Here is a 25,015-nt window from a genome sequence, read left to right as displayed (position 1 = left end):
TTTTGGATATTATATAGAAAAATTTATAAGGACCCTTTTAATGAAAATCCCACATATCCCTGTATTGTATAAAGAGACATTAAAAGTCTTTGAAAATATTGATAATGGGTATATAATTGATTGTACTTTAGGATATGCAGGTCATTCTGAGGGACTTTTACAACAAAATTCAAATGTAAAACTAATATGTAATGACCAAGATAATGAAGCGTTGGAGTTTTCAAAAATAAGATTAGAACCTTTTTTAGATAGGGTGATTTTTAATAAAGGAAATTTTGAAACAGTTTTAAATAGTTTTAAAGAGTACGATATAAGAGGAATATTGGCAGATATTGGAGTATCTTCTTTACAACTTGATAAAGAGGATAGGGGATTTGGTTTTGATAGTGACTCTTTAGATATGAGGATGAATCAAGAACAAGCCTTAGATGCTTCAGTTGTAGTAAATAGTTATTCTCAAAGTGAGTTAGAACGTGTTTTTAAAGAGTATGGAGAGGTAAAAGAGTATAAAAAAGTTGCTTCTTTAATTGTAAATAATAGACCTTTTTCAAGTGCAAAAGAGTTATCAACTTTTATTTCAAAAAAAATGAATAAAGGAAAACTTCATCCAGCAACTCTTCCTTTTCAAGGAATTAGAATAGAAGTAAATGATGAACTTGGAGTTTTAGAAAGACTTTTTGATTCAATTGAAGAACTTAAACCTAAAAATTGCCTAATTGCAATTATCTCTTTTCACTCTTTAGAAGATAGAATTGTAAAAAACTACTTCAAAAAGTGGAGTAAAAATTGTATTTGTTCTAGTGATGTTATGCGATGTACTTGTGGAAATAATAATGCTTTAGGAAAAGTTATAACGAAAAAGCCTATAATTCCAACAAATGAAGAGATAAAAACTAATCCACGAAGTAGAAGTTCAAAATTAAGGGTTTTCAAGTTTGATTAGATTAAATGCAAAAAATTCACTTTTAATTGTTTTATCGGTGCTTTTTATATCATTAGCTTTATATTTTCCTAAAATATATTTAGCAAATAATATTTATTATGTAAGTAAAGATATAAATAAACTTTACGCCAACTATATATCTCTAAAAGAAGAGAATAGGTTTTTACAACAACAATTAGAAGATATGAAATTCAAAAATCAAATTATAGATTCACTTTTAATAAATAGTTTGGAAAATAAATGATTAAATATATAATAGAATTTGGTATTAAAAAGCCAATTTTAAATCATCTTCTTTTACTTTTTTTATTGATTTTAGCAATTTTTGCCTATAACAAAATTCCAAAAGAGATATTTCCTCCTGCTGCACTTGATTCTGTGGTTATAAATGGTTCTTACGTAGGAGCTAGTTCTGACTTACTTGATAAAATGGCAGTTGAAGACTTAGAAGATGAATTGTCATCATTGGATGAAGCATCAGATATAACTTCTGTAATTAAAAATGGATATTTTACTATAAATGTAAAACTAAAAAGTGGTTTTAAAGCTGAAGATATAATTGATAATGTAAAAGATATTATTACAAAAACAAAAACAAATTTTCCATCAGATATGGATGAACCAACTGTTAAAGAGCTTGTCCATGCGATACCTCTTATTACAGTTGTTGTTTATGGAAATAAACCAAAAACAGAACTTCTTGAAGTAGCTAAAGAGTTAAAATCATCTTTATCTAAAATGGGTGATTTAAGTAATATTTCTATTTGGGGCGATAGTGACAAAGAGTTACTTATCAAGTTTGATGAAAGAAAAATTTTAGCATATGGACTTAATCTACAAGAAGTAATTACAACAGTTGAGAATTTAAGCTCAATTTTTCCTGCTGGAATTATAAAAGATAGTACAAGACACTACTATTTAAGTACTTTCAATGGTGAAAAAGAGGTAAAAAATATTCAAAATACTATTTTAAAACTATCTAATCAAAAGATTTATTTAAAAGATATAGCAGAGATTAGTTATAAACTAGCGGATGTAAATAGTATTTCACATTTTAATGGAAATAAAGATGTTTCAGTTGGTGTAAATAAGAGTGAAACTGGTGATGCCATTGAGTTAGTTAAAAATATAAAAGCAATGTTAAAAGAGTATAAGCTTAAGTATCCTGAACTAAATTTTGCAACACATACAGATACTTCTGTTTGGATTAAAAATAGATTGAATACTGTTGTATCTAATATACTTTTTGGTCTTTGTTTACTTTTTATAGCTTTGTTTTTCTTTATTAATGCAAGAATAGCAACAGTTATTGCCATAGGTATTCCTACATCATTTATGATAGGTCTTATAAGTGCAGAAGCTATGGGATATAGTTTAAATATGCTTTCACTATTAGGTGCTTTGATTGCACTAGGAATGCTTGTGGATGAAGCAATTGTTGTAGGTGAAAATATTTATAGACATATGGAAATGGGAAAAGATAGATTAACTGCAGCAATTGATGGCTCTGTGGAAGTTTATCCAGCAGTTTTAACAGCAACAGCAACTACAATATTTGCTTTTTTACCAATATTACTTATGACAGGAGAAGTAGGGAAGTTTATGAAAGTACTTCCTATTATGATAACTATTTTACTTCTATCTTCACTTGTGGAAGCATTTTTCTTTTTGCCTTTACATGCAAAACAGATTTTTAATGTCCATGATAAAGTAAAAAAAGCAGATAAAATCTGGGATTGGAATAAGACATTTTATAGAAAAGTTTTATCTTTTTTATTGGAAAAGAAGTATATCTCTTTATTTGGTATGGTACTTTCTATTGTTTTTTTAACTGTTTTTATTGCAATGGGGTCTAGGTTTCAGTTTTTGCCAGATTTTGATACAACACAAGTTTATATAAATGGTTCTGTTGGAGTTGGTAAAAAGATAGAACAAACAGAAGCTTTAGTTGCAAAGATAGAACAAAAAATTTTAAAAGAGTATGATTTTAAAAAAGATGTTGATTCTATTTCTTCGGTTATTGGGTTAAAGCTTGATGGTAAAAATCAGCCTCAAAATGAGGAGTTTTATTTTCAAATTTTTGTAAATTTACATGAAAAAGCACCAGAAAATATTTTTGATAAGTATATAAATCCATATCTATCTCCAAAATATGATGATACAAATATGATAAGAACTAAACCAGCTCAAAAAGTAGAAAATGAATTAAGAGAACTTATTAAACCTTTAGCAATAAATGGTGAATTTGATGAGTTAAAAGTTTTTGTTCCAAAAGCTGGAATTGTAAAAAATGATTTAGAACTTTCAATTAGTGGAAGTAATGCTAATGTAAAAGATGCTGTTACAAATATAAAAAAAGCACTTAGTGAAATAAAAGGTGTCTCAAATGTGGCATATGATTTAATAATGGGAAATATTGAGCTTAAATTTAAAGTAAATCCTTATGGGCAAAATTTAGGATTTACAGAAAACTATATAGTCTCTTCCATTAGACCTTTTTATTTTAAAGGTTCTTACTCAAAAATGTTTGATGATACAGGCATAGTTGATGTTGTTTTTCAAAGTAAAAATAAAGATTTATTAAGTAGTTTAGATAATTTTGAACTTCTGATTCCAAATAGTAATGAGAAAATATTATTAAAAGATGTTGTAGATGTTGTTAGAAAAAATGCTTATTCTCAGATATTTAAAGAAAATGGTGAAAGAATAGTATCTATAACAGGTTCAATTGGTGGAGGAATTACATCAGCTGAAGTTTTTGAAAAGTTAAATCCTTCTTTAGAGAAGTATAAAGATAAGGTAACAATTGATATTAAAGGTGAACAACAAGAGAATGAAAAAGTCCAAAAAGAGATGGGACAAGCAGCTCTTATTGCTATTGTTTTAATTTTTATTGCATTAGTTTGGATGTTTGATTCTATGGTTAAATCCTTGATAATTCTTTCAACTATACCTCTATCTATTTTAGGTGTTTTTGTAGGACATTTTGTATTAGGCTTAAATATTACAATGCCAAGTTTGATTGGTATGGTTGGACTTGCTGGAGTTATTGTAAATGATGGTATTATCATGATGGATTTTATTAAAAAAGCAAAATCTTTGGATGAACTTTTAGAACTTGCTCTTTTAAGACTAAGACCTATACTTCTTACTTCTGTTACGACTATTTTAGGACTATTTACTTTAATGTTTTTTGCTTCAGGGCAAGCACTTATATTACAGCCTATGGCTGTTTCTTTAGGTTTTGGGATATTGTGGGCGACAGTTTTAAATCTATATTATGTACCTATGCTATATAGACTTGTTTATCTAAGAAAACTTTAGTGTGTTACTCATTTTTCTTGAGTAACATTAACAATTCCTAAAACCCTAGAAGTTAAGCTTTTTTTCTCATCAAAATTATTTAACTCTTCACCCATATCTAGTGAACTAATTACAGCTTTTCCTACAATTTTTCTACCATCATTTCCAAAAAAGTCTTTTGTTTTTACACCCCAAACATTATGGAAAAAAAGTGGTTCATTGTTTTTTTGACCTATATAAATCATAATATGACCTTTCATATAGGTTAAGGTTAAAAAAGGAATACCATTTTCTAATATAAACTCTTTTTTCTTTTCATTTGTAAATTTACTTAAATCATAATATTTATAATCTAAAGTTTGTCCATATGAATTTCTTTTTAAATTTATACCAAAAGGTGCAAAATAATCTTTTGTTAAAGCAGAACAATCCCTATGATTTAATGCTTCACCCCAACCATAAGGCTCATTTAACAATTCATTTATGATATTAGAAACATTTTTACTATTAAAATCAATTGGCTTTTTAGCAATATAAATATTTGGTATCTCCACAACTCTTATATATCCATGATTATTTGCATATCTTCCTACTGTGATTGCTTTATTATTTTTCACCGGAAAAAGAGTTCCAAGTTTTATATACTCTAAAAATACACCTTTTTTATAAATGGGAAAGTTATCTTTTATAGCTATATAGTAGTTTTGATTTTCAAAAAAGTTAATAATTTTATCATCTACAAAGGCTATGTCCTCAACTTTTATCCAACCCTTTGCAAAAGAAGAGAGAACATATACCCAAGCTCTATCTTTAGAAAAATGTGAAATCAAAATAGGGGAGTTGATTTTTATCCCTGAGTTTTGATTATAATCAAAAGGATAACCTTCACCTGGGATTTCAGGATTGTAAAAAATTTTACTATTTGTTGGAAATACCCTTAAATTTGTATTTTTAACTGTAATTGCTTTTCGTAAAAATGTGTTATATCTTTCAAAATTAGAATTATCAATTTGCTCATCAAACCATTGATTTTTTATTAGTCTATTATTATCTCCATACATTTTGTCATTTTTATATTTAAATTGCCATGTTACATCTTCTAAACTAGCTTCAAATTTATCTTTATGCCATGGCTTAAAATATCTTTCATCAAACTGTTTATTTAACTCTTCTTGAATGGCTTTATCAAAGTAGGGTAAGTTTGAAATATAATCTTTTCCATCTTGTTTATATGTTTTTAAATCTTTTACTTCGTAATCTATTTGCTTAGATGAACAGCCCAAAAATAAAATAGATATGGATAAAATAGATAATAAATAATAGTATTTTTTCATAATTGTCCTAAAAGATTTTCAAATTTTTAGATTCTAACATAATGCGTTTTAAATTGATGTTTAGGTCTTTGTAAATTGTTATACTATATGATGTTAAAAATGCTTTTAAAGGTTAAATATAAGTGACAATTACAATTTCTATTGGTAAAAAGATATTTGAAGATATATTAAATATGAAACAAAGAGTTTTATGTAAAGATATCAATAAATATTGGAGAAGTGAACTTTTAGATATAAAAATTGTAGATGATAAAATAAGATATGACATAAAAAAAGTAGATAATTTGATTTTGACAAATGGATTGGGAGAAGAAAAACCATCAATTAAAATCGAGTGTAAAGAGATTGATTATAATTCAAAATTAAATAAATTTGAATTTAAATTGGGCAAAATTTTAGAACAAAAAAATATAAATGCTGTAGAAAACTTTAAAGATAATCTAATAGAACAACTTTTAAAAGAGAAAGAGATTTTAAAAGATATGATGAATAAAGATCCCCTAACATTACTTTACAATAGAAGAAAAATGGAAGAGGATTTAGAAATCTTTACAAAACAAAAGCACTCAAATTTACTTTGTGCAGTATTTATTGATGCTGATAGATTTAAAGGTATAAATGATAATTTTGGACATGATACAGGAGATAGAGTTTTAAAATTTTTAGCTAGTAAAATTCAATCTCATGTTTATAATTTAAATGGTGAAGCTTATAGATATGGTGGAGAAGAATTTATTATTTTATGTTTTGAAAAAAAAGATGAATTAATAAAAAAACTTAATATCTTAAGGGAAGATATTAAGTCTCAAAAGATTTTCCATCCTCTAAAAGAGATATCTATAACCGTATCTATGGGAGTCTCTTTTTATAATAAAGCTCATTCTATAGAGCATTTTATAAAAATGGCTGATGATAAAGTTTATGAAGCTAAAACCAATGGAAGAGATAGATTAGAAGTAGTTTAGGTTTTTTTTGCCTTCTTCTATATTTTCATTAACTGTTAATTCAAACTCTGGCTTTCCTATATAATATCCTTGGGAATAACTTATATTCATAGCTTTTATAAATTCAAATATCTCTTTATTTTCTACATACTCTGCAATTGTTCTTATTTTTAAACTATCACATAAGAATTTTAAAGTACCTACAAGAAGCTGAGTCTTTTTATTTGTATCAATATCAGTAATAAGTGTACCATCAATTTTAAGATAATCTATGTAATCAGAAAGTTTGATAATGTAATCATAGTTTGAATAACCACTTCCAAAGTCATCAATAGCAATTTTACAATTAAGTTTTTTGATTTGTTTAATAAAATTTGTAAAAGCTTCATAGTTATTTATAGCTTCTGTTTCAACAAGTTCAATTACAAGTTTATTTTGAACATTATTATTTACTATTTCTTCATAAAGATACTGTCTAATCTCTTCATCAATAATATCTTCCATACTTAAATTTATAGAAAACTCAAAATCTTTATCTGCAAAATATTCAAAAGTTTTTTGAATAATAATCTTTGTTAAGGCTTTATATTTTTTTATTCTTTTTGAAATTTGTAAAAATTCATCAGGATAAAATATTTTATCTTTATATTTCAATCTTACAAGTACTTCATATTTTTCAACTTTTCCTTGAAAGTTGTTATAAATAGGTTGAAATGCAATAAGCACATTATTGTTTAGTATTGCATCTTTTATTACTTTTATTTTGTCAATATTTGCTTTATATTTTTCTATATTTTCAATATGGGAGTTATTATAAATAGAGATATCATGGTTTGATTCTATTGCATCATCAAGGGCTATTTCAGCCTCTTTTAGCTCGTTTATATCATTATTTAGTGTATCTATTCCACTTACCCCAATTGCAGTATCAATAGTTATTTCATATTTATCAAGGATAATAAACTCTTTATTTTCTAATAGATTTTGTAGTTTATTTAGTGATTTATTTAAAGTTGGTCTATCTTTATATAAGTATTTAAATGCAAAAACATTATGTTTTATTTTATATACTTTTAAAAATCTAGGATCTATTTTTTTATATTCTGTGAAAAATTTTGCACACTCTTTTAATAATTCTTTAGAAACGTTAAATCCATAAATATTTTGTATATTTTTATCATTTGTTATATTTAGTAAAATAATCAATGAATTTTTAAACTCTTTTTCTTTTAAGTCATTTAGAAGATGTTCTAGATTTGGAAGTTTAGTTAAATCATCAGTAATAAATTGTTTGATAATTTTCTCTTCAAGTCTTTCAGGAGTACCAGCAAAATAAAGTACAAGTGGAAGTGCTAAAATAGATATAATAATTAGTGCAAAAATTAGTTGAGTCTTTTGGCTAATTAAATCTTTTTCTAAAAAATTATATTTAGACTCAAAAAAAAGTGTGATATCTTCACCAGAGTTAAAATTCTTTATTTTTTTCGAATAATATTTTTCACTCATAAATTCGTCATTTGATAATATAGATTTAATATCTAACTTTTTAAAGTGTGAATCTAGTAAATAAGTATCAAAGTTTTTGGAGTAAATACCCATTTTTTCATTATTTGGGAATATAATATTTCCCTTATTATTTACTAAATATATTTTAAAAAGTTCATCATTACTTAAATATTTAAAGAGTTCATCCAAAAGAACATTTAAAACAATAAAACCTTTTTTGTTGTTATCTTTATCAAAAATAGTTTTTGCAATCCTTGTAGTTGCCATTTTAGGTTCAGATATTTTCCCATTGTTACTATTTAAATCTATATCAGAAATACCAAAAACTCCCTTTTCTAAAGCTATGAAAGTTTTAAAATAATTTCTATTTGATTTATTTTCTAATTGATTCTTTGGTGTAATTATAGATGGTATATCTTTTGAAAAAAGATTTTTATCTATTTTTATTTTTTCATTACCTTCTAAATCAATATATCTTATTTGAAAAACTGCTGGCAAAGTATCTATCAATGATAAAAATATATGATTTGAATTTTTAACATCTTCACTATTATTTATATAATTTTTAAATGGTTCGCTTTTTGATAATACATTTAGTGCATTTTTATAGGAGTTTAACAAATTTAGTATATATTGTTCTTTTTGATTGAAAACAGTTTTAAAGTTATTGTATGAAATATTGTTAATGTTTGATTTATTAGAAATTGAATCGTAAATATAGATTGTAGATGTTAAAATAAAAACAGATAAAAAATGAAAAAATAAGAATTTAGATTTATAGCTTAATTTCAAAATTGATACCTTAAAGAGAATCTTGTATATTTATATTTTACAAGAAAACTCTTTAAAAGTATTAATTCTACTTTGTTTAGAAGTGATTATTTTCCTATTTGATTTGCAATAGCATCTATATCAGCATCGCTTAATGGAGTAACTTGCCCTTTCATTAAAGCTTTCATAGGTCCTCCATAAGAACCATCTTTATAACCTTTTAATGCAGTTACGATTTCAGCTTTTGTCATATCTTTGATAACTTTAGATTTACCCATAGCTACAGTTTCTCCATTAGCTCCATGACAAGCAACACATTTTGCATATGGATTAGCAAATGCTGCACATGCTAGGATAGAAGTTAGAAGTATGATTTTTTTCATTGTTTTCCCTTATTATTAATTTATAATTAAAATATTATACTACTTTTACTTTTAAGTTTATTATTTTATTTTGAAAGCAATCAAATAATACTAAAATGAGGAAAAGTGTAACATTATTTAAAATTACTTTAGAATTTTAATTTAAAAATATAATTTTTGCTTTGATTTATGGCAAAAGAGGATATCTAATATAGCTAGTGCTATATTAGATAGTTTCTAAAACTTCTTTTTTAAGTTCTTGTTTGTTGATTTTATTTTTATCGCTAGGAATTAGTGGTAAAGATTTTTTATAAATTATTTTAGATGGAATCATATATGAAGCTAGGTGTTTTTTTAATTCAAAAGTAATCTCTTTTGAAGATAATTCACTTCTTGCACTATATACTAATACAATTTCTTCTTCAATTTCATCATTATTTATTGAGAATACTGCACATTGTTCTATTTGTGGGATATTATTCATAACAACTGATTCGACTTCATAAGGACTTACTCTAAACCCTCTTGTTTTAATCATGTCATCATGTCTTGAAACAAAATACAAATATCCCTCTTCATCTTTATAAACATAATCACCTGTTTTTACAACTATTTCATCTATTAATTGACCTTCAAGATTAATAACATTTTTTAATATCTCAATTGATTTAAATCTTTCAGCTGTTTCAATAGGTGCATTCCAAAAGCCTTTGTAAATATATCCACCCCTATGAATTAGTTCTCCTACAACTCTTGGGGCACACTCATTTCCATTTGCATCAATTACATATAATTCAACATCAGGAATAGCTTTTCCAATAGAATTAGGTCTTATGTTTATTTGGCTTGGATCTAAATATGTTGATCTAAATGCTTCTGTTAAACCGTGCATTGAGAAAAATTTTGCATTAACAAAGTATTTTTGAACAATATTTAACATTTTAGGAGTTACATTTCCTCCAGAAGATGTGATAATTCTAATTTTACTTAGTAATTCTGCACTTGGAAGTCTTTGTAACTCTTCATCAAACATTTGGGTAATATTAATTGGCATAAGAGGAATTACAGTTACATTATCGTTTATTAAGTGATTGAAAAAATCACTTGCAAGTATAAATCTATGAAGTGCTAATGTTGCTCTTTTATATAAAGAACAAAAAATTTGATTTAATCCATAATCTAAGTTAAATATTAAAATTCCAGAGATTACATCATCTTCTTCAAGGTGTAAGTATTGTGATACAACTCTAGCACTATCTATTAGATTTCTATGTGAAATAACTATACCTTTTGGAGTTCCAGTTATACCAAAAGAGTAAGTAATAACTGCATTGTCATGTCCATTTATTTCACATGAATAGGGTTTATTATAGTATTTAAAAATCTCTTCAAATGATGCTATTTCTTTATGTGTTGTTTCATAAGAGATAATATGACCATCAAATTTAATTTCTTCTATGGATTCAAGTTTTAATTTATCAGTAATAATACATTTTATATCACAATCTTTGATTATATATTCTACTTGCTCTGGTTTAAGAAGTTTTGTAAGAGGTACAAGTACATAATCAGTTGATAATATAGAAAGTATTGCAATTACTTGTTCAATCCCTTTATTAGAATAAACACCAATTCTGCTTCCCTTTGGTAAATTTAACTCTTTTAAATAAAAAGCCACTTGATTTACTTTTGTAAGTAAATCACTATATGTAAGACTTTTTTCATTTAGGATTAAGGCATTCTTTTGTGGATGAGAGATTGCAGCATCTTCAATTAATCTTCTAATACAATTTATTGACATCTTTTATCCTTTAATTTTGAGTTAAACCAAGAGTCCAAATGTCGTAATTTGTATCCATTACAACACTTGGATTATGGTTTGAATTTAGAATTTTTTTATAAAAAAATGAGATAATATCTTCTACTTCTTCTTGTGATAAAACTTTTGTAATACCACCTGTTAAAACTACACTATTTAGTGATAAAAGTTTTAAATTTATATATGCTTTTCTATAGTGTGATACTTTACATAATACTAAGAATATCGCAAGTTGCATTAATATTCTTAAAGCTTTCTCACTTTGCTCTTCAAAGATATTTTCTGTAACTTTTAAATATGATAATAACTCATAAACAAATTCATTGTTTTTTGCACTAAAAATTAGTGACTCTTTTGATTTAAAAACACCAAGTTTTTTAAATACAAGTCTATCATACTCATTTGTTGTAACCATATTATCATCTACTAAGTCTTTAGAGTAGTGAATATCTGTCGTTGCTCCACCTATATCTATAAGAATATATGGGTTTACAACTGAAAACTTTGTATCAATATATGGCAGAGTTTTATTAACAATATATGGAGTTGAGTAAATTTGATTTGATGTTATGTCATATAGATGTTTGATATCTTCTTTCCCCATAATATCAGCTTGGTAAAGGTTTGTTAAATACTCTTTTAAATGCTCTTCCACTATATGTAATTTATCATCAATTATATTTGGTAAAACAACTAGATTTTCTATATTTTTTAGAAGATTATCACTATCTTTTGTACTTCCAACATATACTATATTTGAGTATTTTATTTTTCCTAAATAATCAAATAATTCTTTTCCAAAAATATCTGAAACAGAATTGATTCCACCTACAACTATAACAACATCAATTAAATCACTAGGAATAGAAGAACTTTCTATATCTTGATATAAAACAGTATCAATAATATTAATCCCAGAATTAAAAGCAATATTTGTTGCATACTTAAGTGAAAATGAGTTAGTAACACCAATAATAAGAGTACTAAGTCCTCCATTTGCTGATGAACAAATATAAACGTTCTGTTTTTCATAATTACGAATTGTATCTCCACATTTATATGTTAAGTCATCGTATATATCTTTGTTAAAATCTCTAAAGTGTTGTTCAACACCTTTTGATGAACTAACTTTAAAATAAGTACTTCCTACATCTATTAGTAGTTTGTTATTTAATTGGCTCATTGCATAATTCCTATGTCATGGATAATATCGTTTACTATTGATGTAGTATCTTTTTTTAGGTCACATTTTGATTTTTCATATTCAAAACAACGATCTGGAATTGGAACATTTCCTCTTTTTATAATTCTAATATTCTTATTTGCATCTCGTATCGTAATCATCTCATTGTGATTTATAATATGAGGAGAAAATGGTACATCGATTATTCCATTTTTGATACAATTAAATGCTTTTCTCCATAAAGTATCAGCACTATCGTTAAACACAGCTTCCATGATAGCCATAACTTCTGCAGTTAGATTTTCTTCTTCTTCTTGGTCAACTACATTTGGAAGACCATTTAGTATTCTAATTAGATATTGTGTATTTGCAACTGTTTCTGCATTTGCCTCTTTTGTAGGAATTCCAGAAGCTTCTTGTTTTGTTTTTGTAATAATTTTATCTGCGCCAACCATTGAAGCAATAACTGTTGACATTGAGATAAGTTGAGAAGCATAGTTTTGATCAGTTGGAAATGCACCCATCCATTGGTGATATACTAAATGAACTTCAGCATCTCCACATCCAATTTCATTGGCATAATGTTTTGCAAGTTTTCTAATAACTGCACCTGTTACTATATCTTGATTCATACTTCCACTTTGTGAAAAAGATACAGAGAATGATTTAACTCCTTCTTCAAGGGATAAAAGCATTTCAAGTAACTGAATTACAATCGTAATACAAGGGGGAACAAGTGTAGCTGTTAATGGACCAAAAGATTCTCTATTTATTGGCTCATTTAAAGTTGAGTATTTAGCACAAACTCGCTCAACATATTTCCAATATAAAAAGGCTTTATCTAATGGAAAATTTTTAGAGTATGGTAAAAGATAAGTAATTGGACCACCCTCTATTTCAAAGATACCTGAAGCAATAGCTGTTTCAATTAGAAGTCTAGCATCAGGTGTCCCATGTCTTAATGAAATAGGCTTATTAAAGTGAGTCATCATCTTTCTACTTGTTCTATATCCATGATTAACAAGGGGATAACCATTTAACATATCAACTTCACTCTCTTCTGAAAGTCTTAGCATCTTTTTAGCTGTTGCATAGTCATTAAGTCTTGTGTTTGAATCAATAGTACAAGGTAATACATCTACTCCTGCATCATTAAAAAATTCATATAATGCGAACATTTTGTTATATGTTGGGAAACCACCACGTGGTTGTACTAACATTTTGTTTTTTGTTCTAAAATTATGTGAAATAAATAGGTCTTTAGAGGCATTTTTTACAAACTCTTCAACCTCAGCAAAGTCAAAATGTTCCACATATTCATTACTTAAAATTATCTCTCGTTCTTCTTGTAATAAACTCATGATTCTCTCGTTTTTAAATATTTTTCCAACTCATCAAGTCCAGTATTTAAATCCACCTGATGAAATACCAAATCAAAACCGTAGTTTTTAAATTTTGGTACAATAATTGACGCATCTCCTGTTCCAACTACTAAGTTACCACCAATCATAAAAACCACATTGTCTAAGTTTTTATATTTTGATTTTAATATCTTTACTTCTCTACACCAACCTTCTGCTTCACCGTTTAAAGAAGAGATTAAAAGAACATCTGCATTTGTCTCTACTACAGCATCGAAGAATTCTTCAAGATAGGTATTAACACCTAAGTTAAACACTTCAAATCCTCTTGCTTGTAATGAAAGATCAATTAGTCTATTTGCTACAACGTGTATATCGTTTCCTACAACGCCTGTTACTACTTTCATTTGATTGCCTATTTATTCATTTTATAAAGGGCATAAGGATAGCTAAAAGTATGTAAAACTTTGTTTAGGTACAATATAGTAAAAATACAAAGTAAACTTATGAAGAAAAAAATATATTTAATACCAGGTTTTATGAATAATGAAAAACTATGGAGTAGGTTAATTCCACTTTTTGATGATGCTTATGAGTTTATTCACCTTGAAATTCCTTTAAAAAATAGTTTTGATGAAATTGTTGATGTATTAAATGAAAAGATAAAAGATGAAAAAATAAATCTTTTAGGATTTTCTTTAGGTGGTTATATCTCTTGTTATTTTGGATTAAAGTATCCAAAGAGAGTAAATAAGATATTAGCTGTTGCTTGTACTCCTGCAAATTTGAGTGAAGAGGAATGTATAAAAAGAAGAGAAGCTATTGAGTTTACTAAAAAATTTGGTTTTAAAGGTCTTAGTAGAAAAAAAGTTTTAAGTCTAGTGGAACCAAAAAATCAAAATGATGAAGAACTTATAAATGTAATACTTCAAATGTATATTGATGTAGGTGAAGAGGCTTTTTATTCCCAATTTAATGCCACAATTATTAGAGAAGATTTAAGTGAAAAACTAATAAATAGTAATCTAAATTTAGCTTTTATGTATGCAAATGAGGATAGACTTGTTAGTTCAAAATTTATGGAAGAGCTTTCCTTTAAAGCAAAAAATATTGAATTTACTCAAATAGAAGCTCAAACACATATGTTACCATTAGAAAGAGCAAAAGAAGTAAAAGAAAAAATTATACAGTGGTTTTAAAAAAGGTTATGAATGGATAAAATAATAGAGTTAAGAAGTGATACTTTTACAACTCCATCAAAACAGATGAAAGAGTATATGTTTGATGCTCAAGTTGGAGATGATGTATATGGGGAAGACCCAAGTGTAAATGAACTTGAAGAAAAACTAGCTAGATTAACAAATAAAGAGGCTGCTTTATTTACAACAAGTGGAACACAAGCAAATTTATTGGCTATGCTTTCCCATTGTCAAAGGGGTGAAGAGTATATCTGTGGACAAGATTCTCATATATTTAAGTATGAAGGAGGAGGCGCTTCTGTACTTGGTGGAATATCATCTCAGCCAATAGAATTTGAAGATGATGGAACATTGGATTTAAATAAGGTAAGTAAAAAAATAAAGCCAGATGATTTTCATTTTGCTATTACAAAACTTTTATGTTTAGAAAATACACATGATGGAAAAGTTTTACCACTGTCTTATTTGCATGAAGCAAAAAAATTTGCACATGATAAAAATCTTTTATTACATCTTGATGGAGCAAGGGTTTTTAATGCAGTTATTGATTTAGGAATAGATATAAAAGAGATAAGTGCTTGTTTTGATTCTATGTCAATATGTATTTCGAAAGGTTTAGGTGCTCCTGTTGGTTCTGTATTGGTTGGTAATAAAGATTTTATAAATAAAGCTAGAAGATATAGAAAAATGCTTGGAGGAGGACTACGACAGGCTGGATATTTAGCTGCTGCTTGTTCTTATGCTATAGATAATAACATAAAAGATTTAGAAAAAGATCATCAAAATGCAAAAAAATTAGCTTTGGAATTAGGAAAAATAAATCAAATCAAAATTTTATCAAATGATACAAATATGGTATTTATTGAACTAATAGATAGTAATGTAGATTTATTAATAAATTATTTAAAAAATAAAGGTATAAATATATCAGGAACTTATGATGAGTTAAGACTTGTAACTCATAGAGATGTTACAAGTGAAGATATAGATTATGTAATAAAAACTTTTAAAGAGTTTTTTAAAAATTAAAATTATAAAAAGGAGAATAAATGAATTTTTTTACAGCAGATTTATGTGACCAACATCCAGATAAAACTTATTTGTTAGATAATGAGTTTAAAAACTATGGTGGGAAAGAAAAAGTTTGTGGAGAAGTTGTTACTGTTAAATTAGATAGAAATAACAGTGAGCTTGTTAAACTTCTTAGGGATGAATCAGGAAAGGGCAAAATTGTAGTTGTTGATGTTGCAGATGAGTATTTTGCAGTTGTTGGTGAAAATCTTATGAAATTTGCTTTTAAAAATAACTATGAGGGAATTATAGTTAATGGCTATGTAAGAGATACTTTTCAAATAAAAGATATACCAGTTGCCTTATATGCAAGGGGAACTTGTAGTAGAAAATATATACCAGTAACTGAAGGACAAAGGGGAGTTAACATATCTTTTTGTGGGGTTAATTTTTGTGAAGGTGATATGGTTTATGCTGATAGGGATGGTATTGTTTTATCAAAAGAAAAATTAATATAATGACTTTATAAAGAATAAACATAATTTATATAAAATAATCATATATGAAAAATTGAGGTGACTATGAATTATAATTGGAAAGCTATAAATTTAAATACGGGAACAGTAGAAGAAAAACGTGAAGAAATCAAAAACTATTTTTTACAGATGTATGAATTAGATGAAAAGCTTTTTGATTTATTAAAAGAAAAAGATTACATATATGAACAGCCAAATAAATTAAGACATCCATTAATTTTTTATTATGGACATACTGCTACATTTTTTATGAATAAGCTAAATATGTCAAATATAACAACAAAAAGAGTAAATAAAACTTACGAATCAATATTTGCTATAGGTGTAGATGAAATGAGTTGGGATGATTTAAATAGTGAAAACTATACTTGGCCAACTTTTGAAGAGACAAAAGCATATAGAGATGAAGTAAAAAATTTAGTTTTGAAACTTATTGATACTATTGAATTTACTATACCTATTAATTGGAATTCTCCTATGTGGGTTATACTTATGGGAATAGAACATGAAAATATTCATATAGAGACATCATCTGTACTTTTAAGAGAGCTTGATATAAAGTTTTTAATAGATGAAGAGATATTTGAATATAACAATGAAAGAAGTGAAAATTATCCACAAAATGAGTTAGTAAAAGTAGAAGCTGGAGAAGTTATACTTGAAAAAGATCATAATAAACCAGAATTTTATGGCTGGGATAATGAATTCTCATTTCATAAAGCAAAAATCAAAGAGTTTGAAGCTAGTAAGTATTTAGTATCAAATGGGGAGTTTTTAGAGTTTGTAAAAGAGGGTGGTTATAATAAGCTACATTATTTTAGTAAAGATGGATTGAAGTGGTTAGACTTTACTCAAACTAAGATGCCAACATTTTGGATAAAAGAGGATGATAAATACTATTTAAGAGAGATAAATAGAGTAGTTCCTTTACCTTTAAACTATCCAGTTGATATAAATGTATATGAAGCGGAAGCATTTTGTAAATATAAAAGTGAAAAGTTAGGTTTTGAAGTAAGACTTCCAAGTGAAGATGAGTTTTATAGATTAAATGATTATGTAAAAGCACAAGATTGTAATGCAAATATAGGATTAAAGTATTTTAATCAAACACCAGTTGATAAATATAAGATGGGTGATTTCTATGATGTAATAGGTAATGTATGGCAATGGAGCATAACACCAACCTATCCATTTGATGGCTTTCAAACACATCCTGTATATGATGACTTTACAACACCTACTTTTGATGATAGACATGCCCTTATAAAAGGTGGTTCATTTATAAGTTTGGGAAATGAGACATTAAGAAGTGCAAGATATGCCTTTAGAAAACATTTTTTCCAACATGCTGGATTTAGATATGTTAAAAGTGATAATGAATATAGAACAAAACTAAATGACAATGTATATGAAACAGATGAACAAATCTCCCAATATTGTGAATTTCATTATGGAGAAGAGAATTTTTGTGTTAAGAACTTCCCAAAAACTTCTGTTGAGGTATTAAAACCTTATTTAGAAGGAATAAAAAAAGAAAAAGCACTTGATTTGGGTTGTAGTGTGGGAAGAAGTTCTTTTGAGTTGGCAAAAGTATTTGATGAGGTATTAGGAATAGATTTTAGTGCAAACTTTATTAGTGTGGGAATAAAACTTAAAAAATATGATAGCCTAACTTACAAAGTAGCAACTGAAGGTGAGCTTTATGAAGAAAAAACTGTAGCCTTAAAAGATTTTGGACTCGAAGAAATTAAAGAGAGAGTAACTTTTATGCAAGGTGATGCTTGTAATTTAAAAGATATGTATAGTGGTTATGATTTGATTTTTTGTTCAAATTTAATAGATAGATTATATTATCCTCAAAAATTCTTAGATGATGTTCCAAATAGGGTAAATGATGATGGACTTTTAGTAATATTAAGCCCATATACTTGGCTTGAAGCTTATACTCCAAAACAAAATTGGTTGGGTGGATATGTGAAAGACAATAAAGAAGTTAAGACTTTAGATACTTTAAAATCAAATTTAGAAGATAGATTTGAACTACTTGATACTATTGATGTACCTTTTGTTATAAAAGAGACAGCAAGAAAACATCAATATACTATTTCTCAAATGAGTATTTGGAAAAAGAGTAAATAAAACGACATTCTACTAAATAATTTAAAACATTATTTAGTAGAATAATTAATGCAAAAATTAAATTTTATTAATAACACAAAAGAGTTATTTATCTTTTGTGTTATTTTAACTCTTATATTTTTTACTTCACTTTCTTTTCAATATAAAAGCTATGAAAAATTTACTTTAAATAGTATATATAAAATAGAAGCACAAGTAATAAATATATATGAAAAAGATGATTTTAATATTTATAAATTTCAAACAAAAGATTTTAGTTTTTTTACCTCTACAAAAAAGGATTTAATTCTTGATAAGCTTGATTTTGTAGAGATCTCCATATTAACTTCTAATATATCATTTTTTAAATATTTAAAAGGTTTTTACACAAAAAGCTTCAATATCTTTATACTTAAAAACAACAGTATAAAAAAATATTTAAGAGATAAGATAAAATCTCAACATAATGATAAAGATATTAGTGAAGTATATGAAGCAATATTTTTAGCAATTCCTACAAGTAATAAACTTAGGGATATATTTGCTGTATATTCCATATCCCATTTGATTGCTATTTCAGGATTTCACCTTGGAGTTTTGTCTTTTATAATTTATTCCATACTTTATTATCCTTATAACTTTTTTCATAATAGATATTTCCCTTATAGAAATAAAAAATATGATATTTTGCTTGTGGTTTTACTAATATTATTTTGTTATTTAGTTTTTACTGATTTAGTGCCATCTCTTTTAAGGGCGTTTGTTATGATGCTTTTAGGAGTATATATTTTAAGAGCAAATATCAAATTAATATCCTTTGAAACACTTCTTTTTACATTATTGTTTATTCTTGCACTTTTTCCAAAGTATATCTTTTCTATATCTCTATGGTTTTCAATTATTGGAGTGTTTTATATATTTTTATTTATAAAATATTTTCAAGGCTTAAATAAAATATTTCTTTTTATGTTTTTTAATATCTGGATTTTTGCAAGTTTTAATCCTATAGTTCATTATTTTTTTGGTATTACTTCATATATTCAACTAATTTCACCTCTTATTACTATACTTTTTACTATTTTTTATCCTTTAGAACTTTTCTTACATTTAATTGGATATGGAGATTTTTTAGACTCTTTTTTAAGCATTGCTTTAAATCTTAAATTTCAAAGTTTTGAAGTAGTAACTCCATTTTGGTTTTTTATAACTTATATTGTAGTCTCATTGTTTGCAATAAAAAGAAAAGAGGCATTTTTATTATTAAATTTCTTAATAGTGGTATATAATACTTATTTATATGTCTAAAAAAAATTATTTTATGATAAAATATCTCTAAAAAAGAGCATAATTCTTATTTTATTAAAATATATGTTATAATTAAGTCTTTCACATTTTTTTATGAGTAGTTGTTTTAGTTAGTTAATTTTTAGATTAAGGAGTCTGTCATGTCGCAATCCTTAGAATGTTCTTTTAATAAAAACTATTTAGCGGATGCTACAATTTTATATATGGAAACTGATACTTCAGTAAGAGATGAAGCCTCTGAAATTTTTGCAGGTTTTTTCAAAAAAGTATTGATTTCTCAAGATATTGATGATACATTAAATGTTTTTACTAAAAATAAATTAGAAATTGATTTAGTATTAACAGATATTGATATGCCACAATTGGGTGGTATAAAAATTTTATCTGAAATAAGAAATATAGATTTGAATGTCCCAATTTTAATTACTACTTCTTTTAATGATACAAACTTATTGTTAAAAGCTGTCAAATTTAATCCAGTAGATTATATTATTAAACCTATGCAGCTTAATAATATCCTTAAGACAATATCTGAAATTATGAAGAAAAAAGAAGAAAATAAAGATATAGATGTTAAAAACAATGAGTTGAGACAGTTTATGTCAATTTTAGATACTAAAAATATTATATGTGAAATGGATGTAAATTTTAAGATTATTTCTGCCAATGATTTATTTCTGATGAATTCAGGATATAAACTAGATGAAATAATTGGAAAAAAGTTTGATAGTAAATTGATATTCGATCATTCTGAAATTCCAGTCTTTGAAATAAAAAAACTAGCTACTACCGGTAAAACTTGGGTGGGACTTACTAAGAAAATTACAAAAGATAGAAACTTTTATTACACATATTCAACTATTTTACCAATCTTTTATAATGATGGAAGAATTAAAAAGTTTATAGAGTTTGCAACCGTAATAACTAAATATGAATGTGAGATTATATCATTGAAAAAACATATTATGTTATTAAAAAGTGAAAATTTTAAAACTAGCATAGAATTAAAAAAAGAGAATGAATATTATAAAACATTGGCTCAAAGTTTGAAAAGCCAAGTTGATGAAAAATTAAATAATTCACAACACCTACAATCAGAATTAATTGAACTGAAAAATAATAATGCTGCTTTAAAAGAAAAACTTCAAATTCAAGAAAAACGCTTTGAAGAATTTCAAGCAACCATTTTGAGTGGTTGATTTTAGAATAAATAGTTATTACCACCAAACTGCCACTTTTAATTTTTATACTTTGAAAAATTAAAAGGAACGCTTATGAATTATTCTAAAAAGAGATATCTAACTTATCTTATTCTCACTATATTTATTATAGTAACACCATTTGTAAAAATTGGAGGTAATCATATTTTATTATTATCGTTTGTGACTTATGAGTTTCATTTTTTTGGTAATGTATATAATATGAATGAGCTATTTATTATGCCATTTTTGCTTATGTTTTTATTTATAGGAATATTTGCTATGACATCAATGTTTGGAAGAGTTTGGTGTGGGTGGGCATGTCCTCAAACTATCTTTAGAGTTGTTTATAGGGATTTGATTGAAATGTTTTTATTGAAACTTAGAAGAATCAAAAATAAACAAAAAGATATCAATTATAGTAAAACTTCTAATAAAATTAAAAAGTATATTGGTTTATTTTTATGGATAGTTTTATCATTTATTATTGCTAGTAATTTTATGTTATATTTTGTTCCTCCTGAAGATTTTTTTGAGTATATTAAAGAACCTCAAGAACACCTATTTTTGATAATGTTTATACTAAGTATTGTTATGTTTTTAGTATATGATATTGTATTTATGAAAGAGCATTTTTGTACATTTGTCTGTCCTTATTCTAGAATCCAGTCTGTTTTATATGATAATAATACTAAACAAGTTGTTTATAATCATAACAGAGGTGGGCAAATTTATCTTAATAATGAAAAAACTATTTTCAATGTTAAACAATGGTCAGGAAATGAAGAGTGTACTACATGTGAAGCTTGTGTAAAAGTATGTCCTACTCATATTGATATAAGAAAAGGTTTACAAGTAGAGTGTATAAATTGTCTAGAGTGTTCTGATGCTTGTAGTACAGTTATGGGAAAACTTGGTAAAAAGTCTTTGATTTACTGGGGAAGTACAAATAATGTATTATTGAAAAAAATTGAAAAGTTTTTAAATCCTAGAAATTTAGTATATATTGCTTCATTGATTGTTTGTATCTTATTTACCGCATATTTTATGGGTGAGAAAGAGCCATTTTTAGTAAATATAAATAAAAATACAGAATTATATAAAATAGATGAAAATGGAAATGTTGTAAATAATTATCTATTAACAATTCATAATAGTAGTGAAGAAAAAAATAAATTTACTATTGAAGTTTTAAATAAAGATGTTAGTATAAAAAGATATATTCCATTAGTACTTAATCCTAAACAAACAAGAAAAACAGTTTTAGTTTTATCAAGTAAAAATAGATTATCTACTACTAAAATTAATCTACTATTTTATGTAGAAGGAAATAAAAATATGAGAGTAAAAAAAGAGATAGTATTTTACTCACCAAAGTAATTTAAATACTCTTTTCAATTATAATGTAAAAAGTAGTCCCTTCTTGGCTACTTTTTACTTCAAGTTTACCATTAAAATTCTTTTCAATAATAACTTTAGATAAATATAAACCAAGCCCAGTACCATTGCTTTTTGTTGTAAAATAAGCTTCAAATATTTTATTTAGTTTTTTGGTTTTTATACCTTTACCATTATCTTTAATTGATAATATCACATCTGCATTTGTTGAATTAACTTCTATACTTATTTTTGGAACTTCGATATCTTTTATTGCATCTAGTGCATTTGAAATTATTGCCACTAAAACCTGTGCCAATTCATTTTGTATGCCATTGATTTTAATATGTTCATTAGTGTTAAATAACAGTTCAATTATTGTTTCACTTTTTTTAATATCACCACTTAAAATTGTTAAAGAGTTTTGAATAACATCCTTTATTTCAAAGTCTTCATTCTCTTTAGAGTTTATATAAAAGTTTTTAAAGTTTTCTATTGTATTAGTTAGAAATTCTATTTGCTCATTTGCTTGGGAAGTTTTTTTATCAAAATAGCTTTTGTCTAAAAGATTATTGTCATATTTGTTTTTCATATTAATTAATATATATGATAAGTTATTTAAAGGTTGTCTAAATTGGTGAGTTATATTTGCAATCATCTCTCCACTTTGTGCTAGTTTAGATTGTTGTAGAAGCATTGCTTCTATTTCTATGTTCTCTTTTTTTAAAAGGTTATATTTATATGCAACTGAAATAGTAAATAAAATAGCTTCAATAGCAAAAGCTATTAATACCAAGTCTAAATTAGTATTTATTTTAAAAAAAGTTTTAAAGTCAAGAATATACAAAATAAGGCAAATAATAGACCATCCAATAACATATATTGCATTAGCTTTAAAACCTTGGTTTAAATTAAAAAGTATAGATATAAAAAGTATTGCATATATAATTGTATAGGGTAAGTATTCAAATAAAATATAGTGATATAAAGCAGTTAAAATTATAAAAATAAGTAAAAATGTATTTAAAATAAGTTCTTTATTATTTGTTATTTCAGGAATAAACCTACCTTCATAAAATCTTATTGCAAAAACTAAAGCAAATAATGTTGCTAAAAAAAGGGATAAGTCTTGAAAAAAGTTTTCAGAAATAAAAAACTTACTATATAAAACAATATATATAAGTGAAAAAAACTGCATAAAACAATAACTTAGATAAAAAAGTTCTTTAGAATAAATATATCGAATAAAAGTATAAACTACAGTCATAATTAGAATTCCAAATACAATTCCATATGATAAAGTAGTAGTTAAATCATACATTTATTTTGTAACCAACGCCAGTTTGATTTGAAATAATATCTTTTGAGATTTTTTGTTTGAGGTATTTAATTAAAGTTTTTAAAGCATCTTTTGTCATAGGAAACTCTTTCCATACAAAGTTTTCAATTTCTTCATAGCTAACATATCTATTTTTGTTATTTAAAAGAAGAATCAATAAATCAGTCTCTTTTGTTCTTAATTTTACAAGTTCATTATTTACAAATAAAGTATGATTGTATTTATCAAAGATACAATTTTCTCTTAGGTTTATTATATTAGATTTATTATTTTCTAAATTTTGAACACAAAGTTCAAGAGCTGATTTTAGTTCGTACTCTTTTATTGGTTTCATTAGATATTTTATTAATTGAAGTTCAATTGCTTTTATTAGATACTCTTTATGTGAGTATGCAGTAAGAATTATAATTTGAACTTCTTTATCTTTTTCTCGCACTTTTTTTACAAATTCTAAGCCATCTATTTTAGGCATTTGTATATCTGTAATAATTATATGTGGAGTTATTTGTTCAAATTTTTTTAGGGCATCAAGACCATCTTTTGCTTCAAAAATATGAACAAAATAGTTTTCTAAATACTCAATGCCATTTTCTCTTGTTATTTCATCATCTTCCACATAGAGAATTTTGATTTTATCATTTTTAATAATAATCATTTCCTGTATTTGTTGTTAGTTTCTCTAATGTATATTTTAGATTTTCATCCATATCCATATTTTTCATCATCCACATAATATATCCAGGGTCTTCTTTAGCAACTTCAGTTGTATCTTTACCTTTATATTTCCCAAATTTGAAGGTTTGTATAAAAACAGGAGTTTTTGTAAGTTCTACAAGCTTTTCCATAGGATTATAATCAGGATAAGCACTTCTACATTTTGCCACAAGTTGTGATAAAAATAGTTTCATAACTAAAACATCACCAATGGCATCATGGGCTTTTATTGTAATATTATGTTTTGCTGCTTCTTCCTCTTCATCCATATAAATATCAAGGGCATATCTTAGATATTGTAATCTATGATAAGGAAGTTCTGGAAATAGATGTTGAGCACATCTTAAAGTATCTATTAGTTGATATTGTGGTTCAAAGCCTTCTTTTTTTATCATACTTAAATCAAAGTTTATATTATGAGCAATTAAATAGTTTGATGGGTTATTATACTCTTGTAATTTTTGATAAAATTTTGTTTGTGTTGCTTCTGGTTGACCTATAATCATATCAGGTGTAATATTGTGTACTTCCATAGCTTCAAGTTTTATTTCAACATCAGTAAAACATAGTTCATCATAAACTTCAATTGGAGCTTTTGCATCAACTATCATAGCTCCTAATTGTATGATTCTATCTTCTTCTTGATTTCCTGTAGTTTCTGTATCAAATAGTACGTATTTAGCCATATCTT

Annotated in this window: 21 protein-coding genes; 11 read left to right on the top strand and 10 right to left on the bottom strand. The window is 25.9% G+C overall.

Translation table 11 applies throughout. The features are described 5' to 3' along the window. Window positions 1-40: 40 nt before the first annotated feature. The 3 genes from rsmH to ACQY5W_RS01005 are packed head-to-tail and all read left to right on the top strand — an operon-like array spanning window position 41 to window position 4,267. Complete coding sequence (gene rsmH, locus ACQY5W_RS01015) at window positions 41-943, top strand: 16S rRNA (cytosine(1402)-N(4))-methyltransferase RsmH (protein WP_428023067.1); 903 nt, start codon at window positions 41-43, stop codon at window positions 941-943. After that, window positions 936-1,187, top strand: a complete 252-nt coding sequence (locus ACQY5W_RS01010) for a hypothetical protein (RefSeq protein WP_428023066.1) — start codon at window positions 936-938, stop codon at window positions 1,185-1,187. Before rsmH ends, ACQY5W_RS01010 begins: the two co-directional genes overlap by 8 nt. Then, entirely contained in the window at window positions 1,184-4,267 is a 3,084-nt protein-coding gene (locus ACQY5W_RS01005; protein WP_428023065.1) for an efflux RND transporter permease subunit, read from the top strand. Before ACQY5W_RS01010 ends, ACQY5W_RS01005 begins: the two co-directional genes overlap by 4 nt. An 8-nt stretch (window positions 4,268-4,275) precedes the next feature. On the opposite strand, the gene ACQY5W_RS01000 is transcribed toward ACQY5W_RS01005, so the two are convergent. Further along, window positions 4,276-5,580, bottom strand: a complete 1,305-nt coding sequence (locus tag ACQY5W_RS01000; protein ID WP_428023064.1) for an SH3 domain-containing protein — start codon at window positions 5,578-5,580, stop codon at window positions 4,276-4,278. Window positions 5,581-5,702: 122 nt separating this feature from the next. On the opposite strand from ACQY5W_RS01000, the gene ACQY5W_RS00995 reads away from it, so the two are divergent. Beyond that, window positions 5,703-6,545, top strand: a complete 843-nt coding sequence (locus tag ACQY5W_RS00995) for a GGDEF domain-containing protein (RefSeq protein ID WP_428023063.1) — start codon at window positions 5,703-5,705, stop codon at window positions 6,543-6,545. Here ACQY5W_RS00995 and ACQY5W_RS00990 read toward each other — a convergent pair. The 6 genes from ACQY5W_RS00990 to glmS all read right to left on the bottom strand — a co-directional run bounded on the left by ACQY5W_RS00990 (window position 6,531) and on the right by glmS (window position 13,933). Beyond that, a complete protein-coding gene (locus ACQY5W_RS00990; protein WP_428023062.1) occupies window positions 6,531-8,822 on the bottom strand; it encodes an EAL domain-containing protein in 2,292 nt (763 codons plus the stop codon). The two genes, ACQY5W_RS00995 and ACQY5W_RS00990, sit on opposite strands and share 15 nt — an antisense overlap. 86 nt (window positions 8,823-8,908) lie before the next feature. Then, window positions 8,909-9,184 (bottom strand): c-type cytochrome, encoded by a 276-nt coding sequence (locus ACQY5W_RS00985; protein WP_428023061.1) that lies wholly within the window; start codon window positions 9,182-9,184, stop codon window positions 8,909-8,911. 205 nt (window positions 9,185-9,389) lie between these two features. Beyond that, on the bottom strand, window positions 9,390-10,964 hold the full coding sequence (locus tag ACQY5W_RS00980) for an AMP-binding protein (protein ID WP_428023060.1): 1,575 nt from the start codon (window positions 10,962-10,964) through the stop codon (window positions 9,390-9,392). Between the two features lie 10 nt (window positions 10,965-10,974). Next, complete coding sequence (locus tag ACQY5W_RS00975; RefSeq protein ID WP_428023059.1) at window positions 10,975-12,165, bottom strand: glutamate mutase L; 1,191 nt, start codon at window positions 12,163-12,165, stop codon at window positions 10,975-10,977. Then, window positions 12,162-13,526, bottom strand: a complete 1,365-nt coding sequence (locus ACQY5W_RS00970) for a methylaspartate mutase (RefSeq protein WP_428023058.1) — start codon at window positions 13,524-13,526, stop codon at window positions 12,162-12,164. The genes ACQY5W_RS00975 and ACQY5W_RS00970 overlap by 4 nt, the downstream gene beginning before the upstream one ends. Next, a complete protein-coding gene (gene glmS / locus ACQY5W_RS00965) occupies window positions 13,523-13,933 on the bottom strand; it encodes a methylaspartate mutase subunit S (RefSeq protein WP_428023057.1) in 411 nt (136 codons plus the stop codon). Before glmS ends, ACQY5W_RS00970 begins: the two co-directional genes overlap by 4 nt. A 99-nt stretch (window positions 13,934-14,032) precedes the next feature. On the opposite strand from glmS, the gene ACQY5W_RS00960 reads away from it, so the two are divergent. The 7 genes from ACQY5W_RS00960 to ccoG all read left to right on the top strand — a co-directional run bounded on the left by ACQY5W_RS00960 (window position 14,033) and on the right by ccoG (window position 22,274). Next, window positions 14,033-14,725: an alpha/beta fold hydrolase gene (locus ACQY5W_RS00960; protein ID WP_428023056.1), complete on the top strand. Its 693-nt coding sequence runs from the start codon at window positions 14,033-14,035 to the stop codon at window positions 14,723-14,725. A 12-nt stretch (window positions 14,726-14,737) separates the two neighbouring features. Beyond that, entirely contained in the window at window positions 14,738-15,754 is a 1,017-nt protein-coding gene (gene ltaE / locus ACQY5W_RS00955; RefSeq protein WP_428023055.1) for a low-specificity L-threonine aldolase, read from the top strand. A gap of 20 nt (window positions 15,755-15,774) precedes the next feature. Next, window positions 15,775-16,254: a ribonuclease E activity regulator RraA gene (rraA, locus tag ACQY5W_RS00950; RefSeq protein ID WP_428023054.1), complete on the top strand. Its 480-nt coding sequence runs from the start codon at window positions 15,775-15,777 to the stop codon at window positions 16,252-16,254. 63 nt (window positions 16,255-16,317) lie between these two features. Further along, the gene (gene ovoA / locus ACQY5W_RS00945) at window positions 16,318-18,411 is read left to right on the top strand and encodes a 5-histidylcysteine sulfoxide synthase (protein ID WP_428023053.1); all 2,094 of its coding nucleotides are present in this window, start codon (window positions 16,318-16,320) and stop codon (window positions 18,409-18,411) included. A gap of 48 nt (window positions 18,412-18,459) precedes the next feature. Continuing rightward, a complete protein-coding gene (locus tag ACQY5W_RS00940; protein WP_428023052.1) occupies window positions 18,460-19,695 on the top strand; it encodes a ComEC/Rec2 family competence protein in 1,236 nt (411 codons plus the stop codon). Window positions 19,696-19,835: 140 nt separating this feature from the next. Next, a complete protein-coding gene (locus ACQY5W_RS00935) occupies window positions 19,836-20,894 on the top strand; it encodes a response regulator (protein ID WP_428023051.1) in 1,059 nt (352 codons plus the stop codon). Between the two features lie 75 nt (window positions 20,895-20,969). Next, entirely contained in the window at window positions 20,970-22,274 is a 1,305-nt protein-coding gene (gene ccoG / locus ACQY5W_RS00930) for a cytochrome c oxidase accessory protein CcoG (RefSeq protein ID WP_428023050.1), read from the top strand. Between the two features lies 1 nt (window position 22,275). Here ccoG and ACQY5W_RS00925 read toward each other — a convergent pair whose 3' ends face one another. The 3 genes from ACQY5W_RS00925 to ACQY5W_RS00915 are packed head-to-tail and all read right to left on the bottom strand — an operon-like array spanning window position 22,276 to window position 25,010. Next, window positions 22,276-23,592: a sensor histidine kinase gene (locus tag ACQY5W_RS00925; RefSeq protein ID WP_428023049.1), complete on the bottom strand. Its 1,317-nt coding sequence runs from the start codon at window positions 23,590-23,592 to the stop codon at window positions 22,276-22,278. Continuing rightward, window positions 23,585-24,265, bottom strand: a complete 681-nt coding sequence (locus tag ACQY5W_RS00920; RefSeq protein ID WP_428023048.1) for a response regulator transcription factor — start codon at window positions 24,263-24,265, stop codon at window positions 23,585-23,587. The genes ACQY5W_RS00925 and ACQY5W_RS00920 overlap by 8 nt, the downstream gene beginning before the upstream one ends. After that, the gene (locus tag ACQY5W_RS00915; protein WP_428023047.1) at window positions 24,252-25,010 is read right to left on the bottom strand and encodes an exonuclease domain-containing protein; all 759 of its coding nucleotides are present in this window, start codon (window positions 25,008-25,010) and stop codon (window positions 24,252-24,254) included. The genes ACQY5W_RS00920 and ACQY5W_RS00915 overlap by 14 nt, the downstream gene beginning before the upstream one ends. Window positions 25,011-25,015 lie beyond the last annotated feature (5 nt).

Origin of the sequence: Arcobacter sp. (assembly GCF_050300555.1) — a bacterium.
Taxonomy (GTDB): domain Bacteria; phylum Campylobacterota; class Campylobacteria; order Campylobacterales; family Arcobacteraceae; genus Arcobacter.
This window is presented reverse-complemented; position numbering and strand designations above follow the sequence as displayed.

What these genes read in the sequence shown, in the direction of transcription:
- ACQY5W_RS00970 (WP_428023058.1), bottom strand. Translation starts at nt 13,526, where the DNA reads ATGAGTTTATTACAAGAAGAACGAGAGATAATTTTAAGTAATGAATAT.
- ltaE (WP_428023055.1), top strand. Translation starts at nt 14,738, where the DNA reads ATGGATAAAATAATAGAGTTAAGAAGTGATACTTTTACAACTCCATCA.
- rsmH (WP_428023067.1), top strand. Translation starts at nt 41, where the DNA reads ATGAAAATCCCACATATCCCTGTATTGTATAAAGAGACATTAAAAGTC.
- rraA (WP_428023054.1), top strand. Translation starts at nt 15,775, where the DNA reads ATGAATTTTTTTACAGCAGATTTATGTGACCAACATCCAGATAAAACT.
- ACQY5W_RS00935 (WP_428023051.1), top strand. Translation starts at nt 19,836, where the DNA reads ATGTCGCAATCCTTAGAATGTTCTTTTAATAAAAACTATTTAGCGGAT.
- ACQY5W_RS00985 (WP_428023061.1), bottom strand. Translation starts at nt 9,184, where the DNA reads ATGAAAAAAATCATACTTCTAACTTCTATCCTAGCATGTGCAGCATTT.
- ACQY5W_RS00975 (WP_428023059.1), bottom strand. Translation starts at nt 12,165, where the DNA reads ATGAGCCAATTAAATAACAAACTACTAATAGATGTAGGAAGTACTTAT.
- ACQY5W_RS01005 (WP_428023065.1), top strand. Translation starts at nt 1,184, where the DNA reads ATGATTAAATATATAATAGAATTTGGTATTAAAAAGCCAATTTTAAAT.
- ACQY5W_RS00925 (WP_428023049.1), bottom strand. Translation starts at nt 23,592, where the DNA reads ATGTATGATTTAACTACTACTTTATCATATGGAATTGTATTTGGAATT.
- ACQY5W_RS01000 (WP_428023064.1), bottom strand. Translation starts at nt 5,580, where the DNA reads ATGAAAAAATACTATTATTTATTATCTATTTTATCCATATCTATTTTA.
- ACQY5W_RS00920 (WP_428023048.1), bottom strand. Translation starts at nt 24,265, where the DNA reads ATGATTATTATTAAAAATGATAAAATCAAAATTCTCTATGTGGAAGAT.
- ovoA (WP_428023053.1), top strand. Translation starts at nt 16,318, where the DNA reads ATGAATTATAATTGGAAAGCTATAAATTTAAATACGGGAACAGTAGAA.
- ACQY5W_RS00940 (WP_428023052.1), top strand. Translation starts at nt 18,460, where the DNA reads ATGCAAAAATTAAATTTTATTAATAACACAAAAGAGTTATTTATCTTT.
- ACQY5W_RS00980 (WP_428023060.1), bottom strand. Translation starts at nt 10,964, where the DNA reads ATGTCAATAAATTGTATTAGAAGATTAATTGAAGATGCTGCAATCTCT.
- glmS (WP_428023057.1), bottom strand. Translation starts at nt 13,933, where the DNA reads ATGAAAGTAGTAACAGGCGTTGTAGGAAACGATATACACGTTGTAGCA.
- ACQY5W_RS00915 (WP_428023047.1), bottom strand. Translation starts at nt 25,010, where the DNA reads ATGGCTAAATACGTACTATTTGATACAGAAACTACAGGAAATCAAGAA.
- ccoG (WP_428023050.1), top strand. Translation starts at nt 20,970, where the DNA reads ATGAATTATTCTAAAAAGAGATATCTAACTTATCTTATTCTCACTATA.
- ACQY5W_RS00960 (WP_428023056.1), top strand. Translation starts at nt 14,033, where the DNA reads ATGAAGAAAAAAATATATTTAATACCAGGTTTTATGAATAATGAAAAA.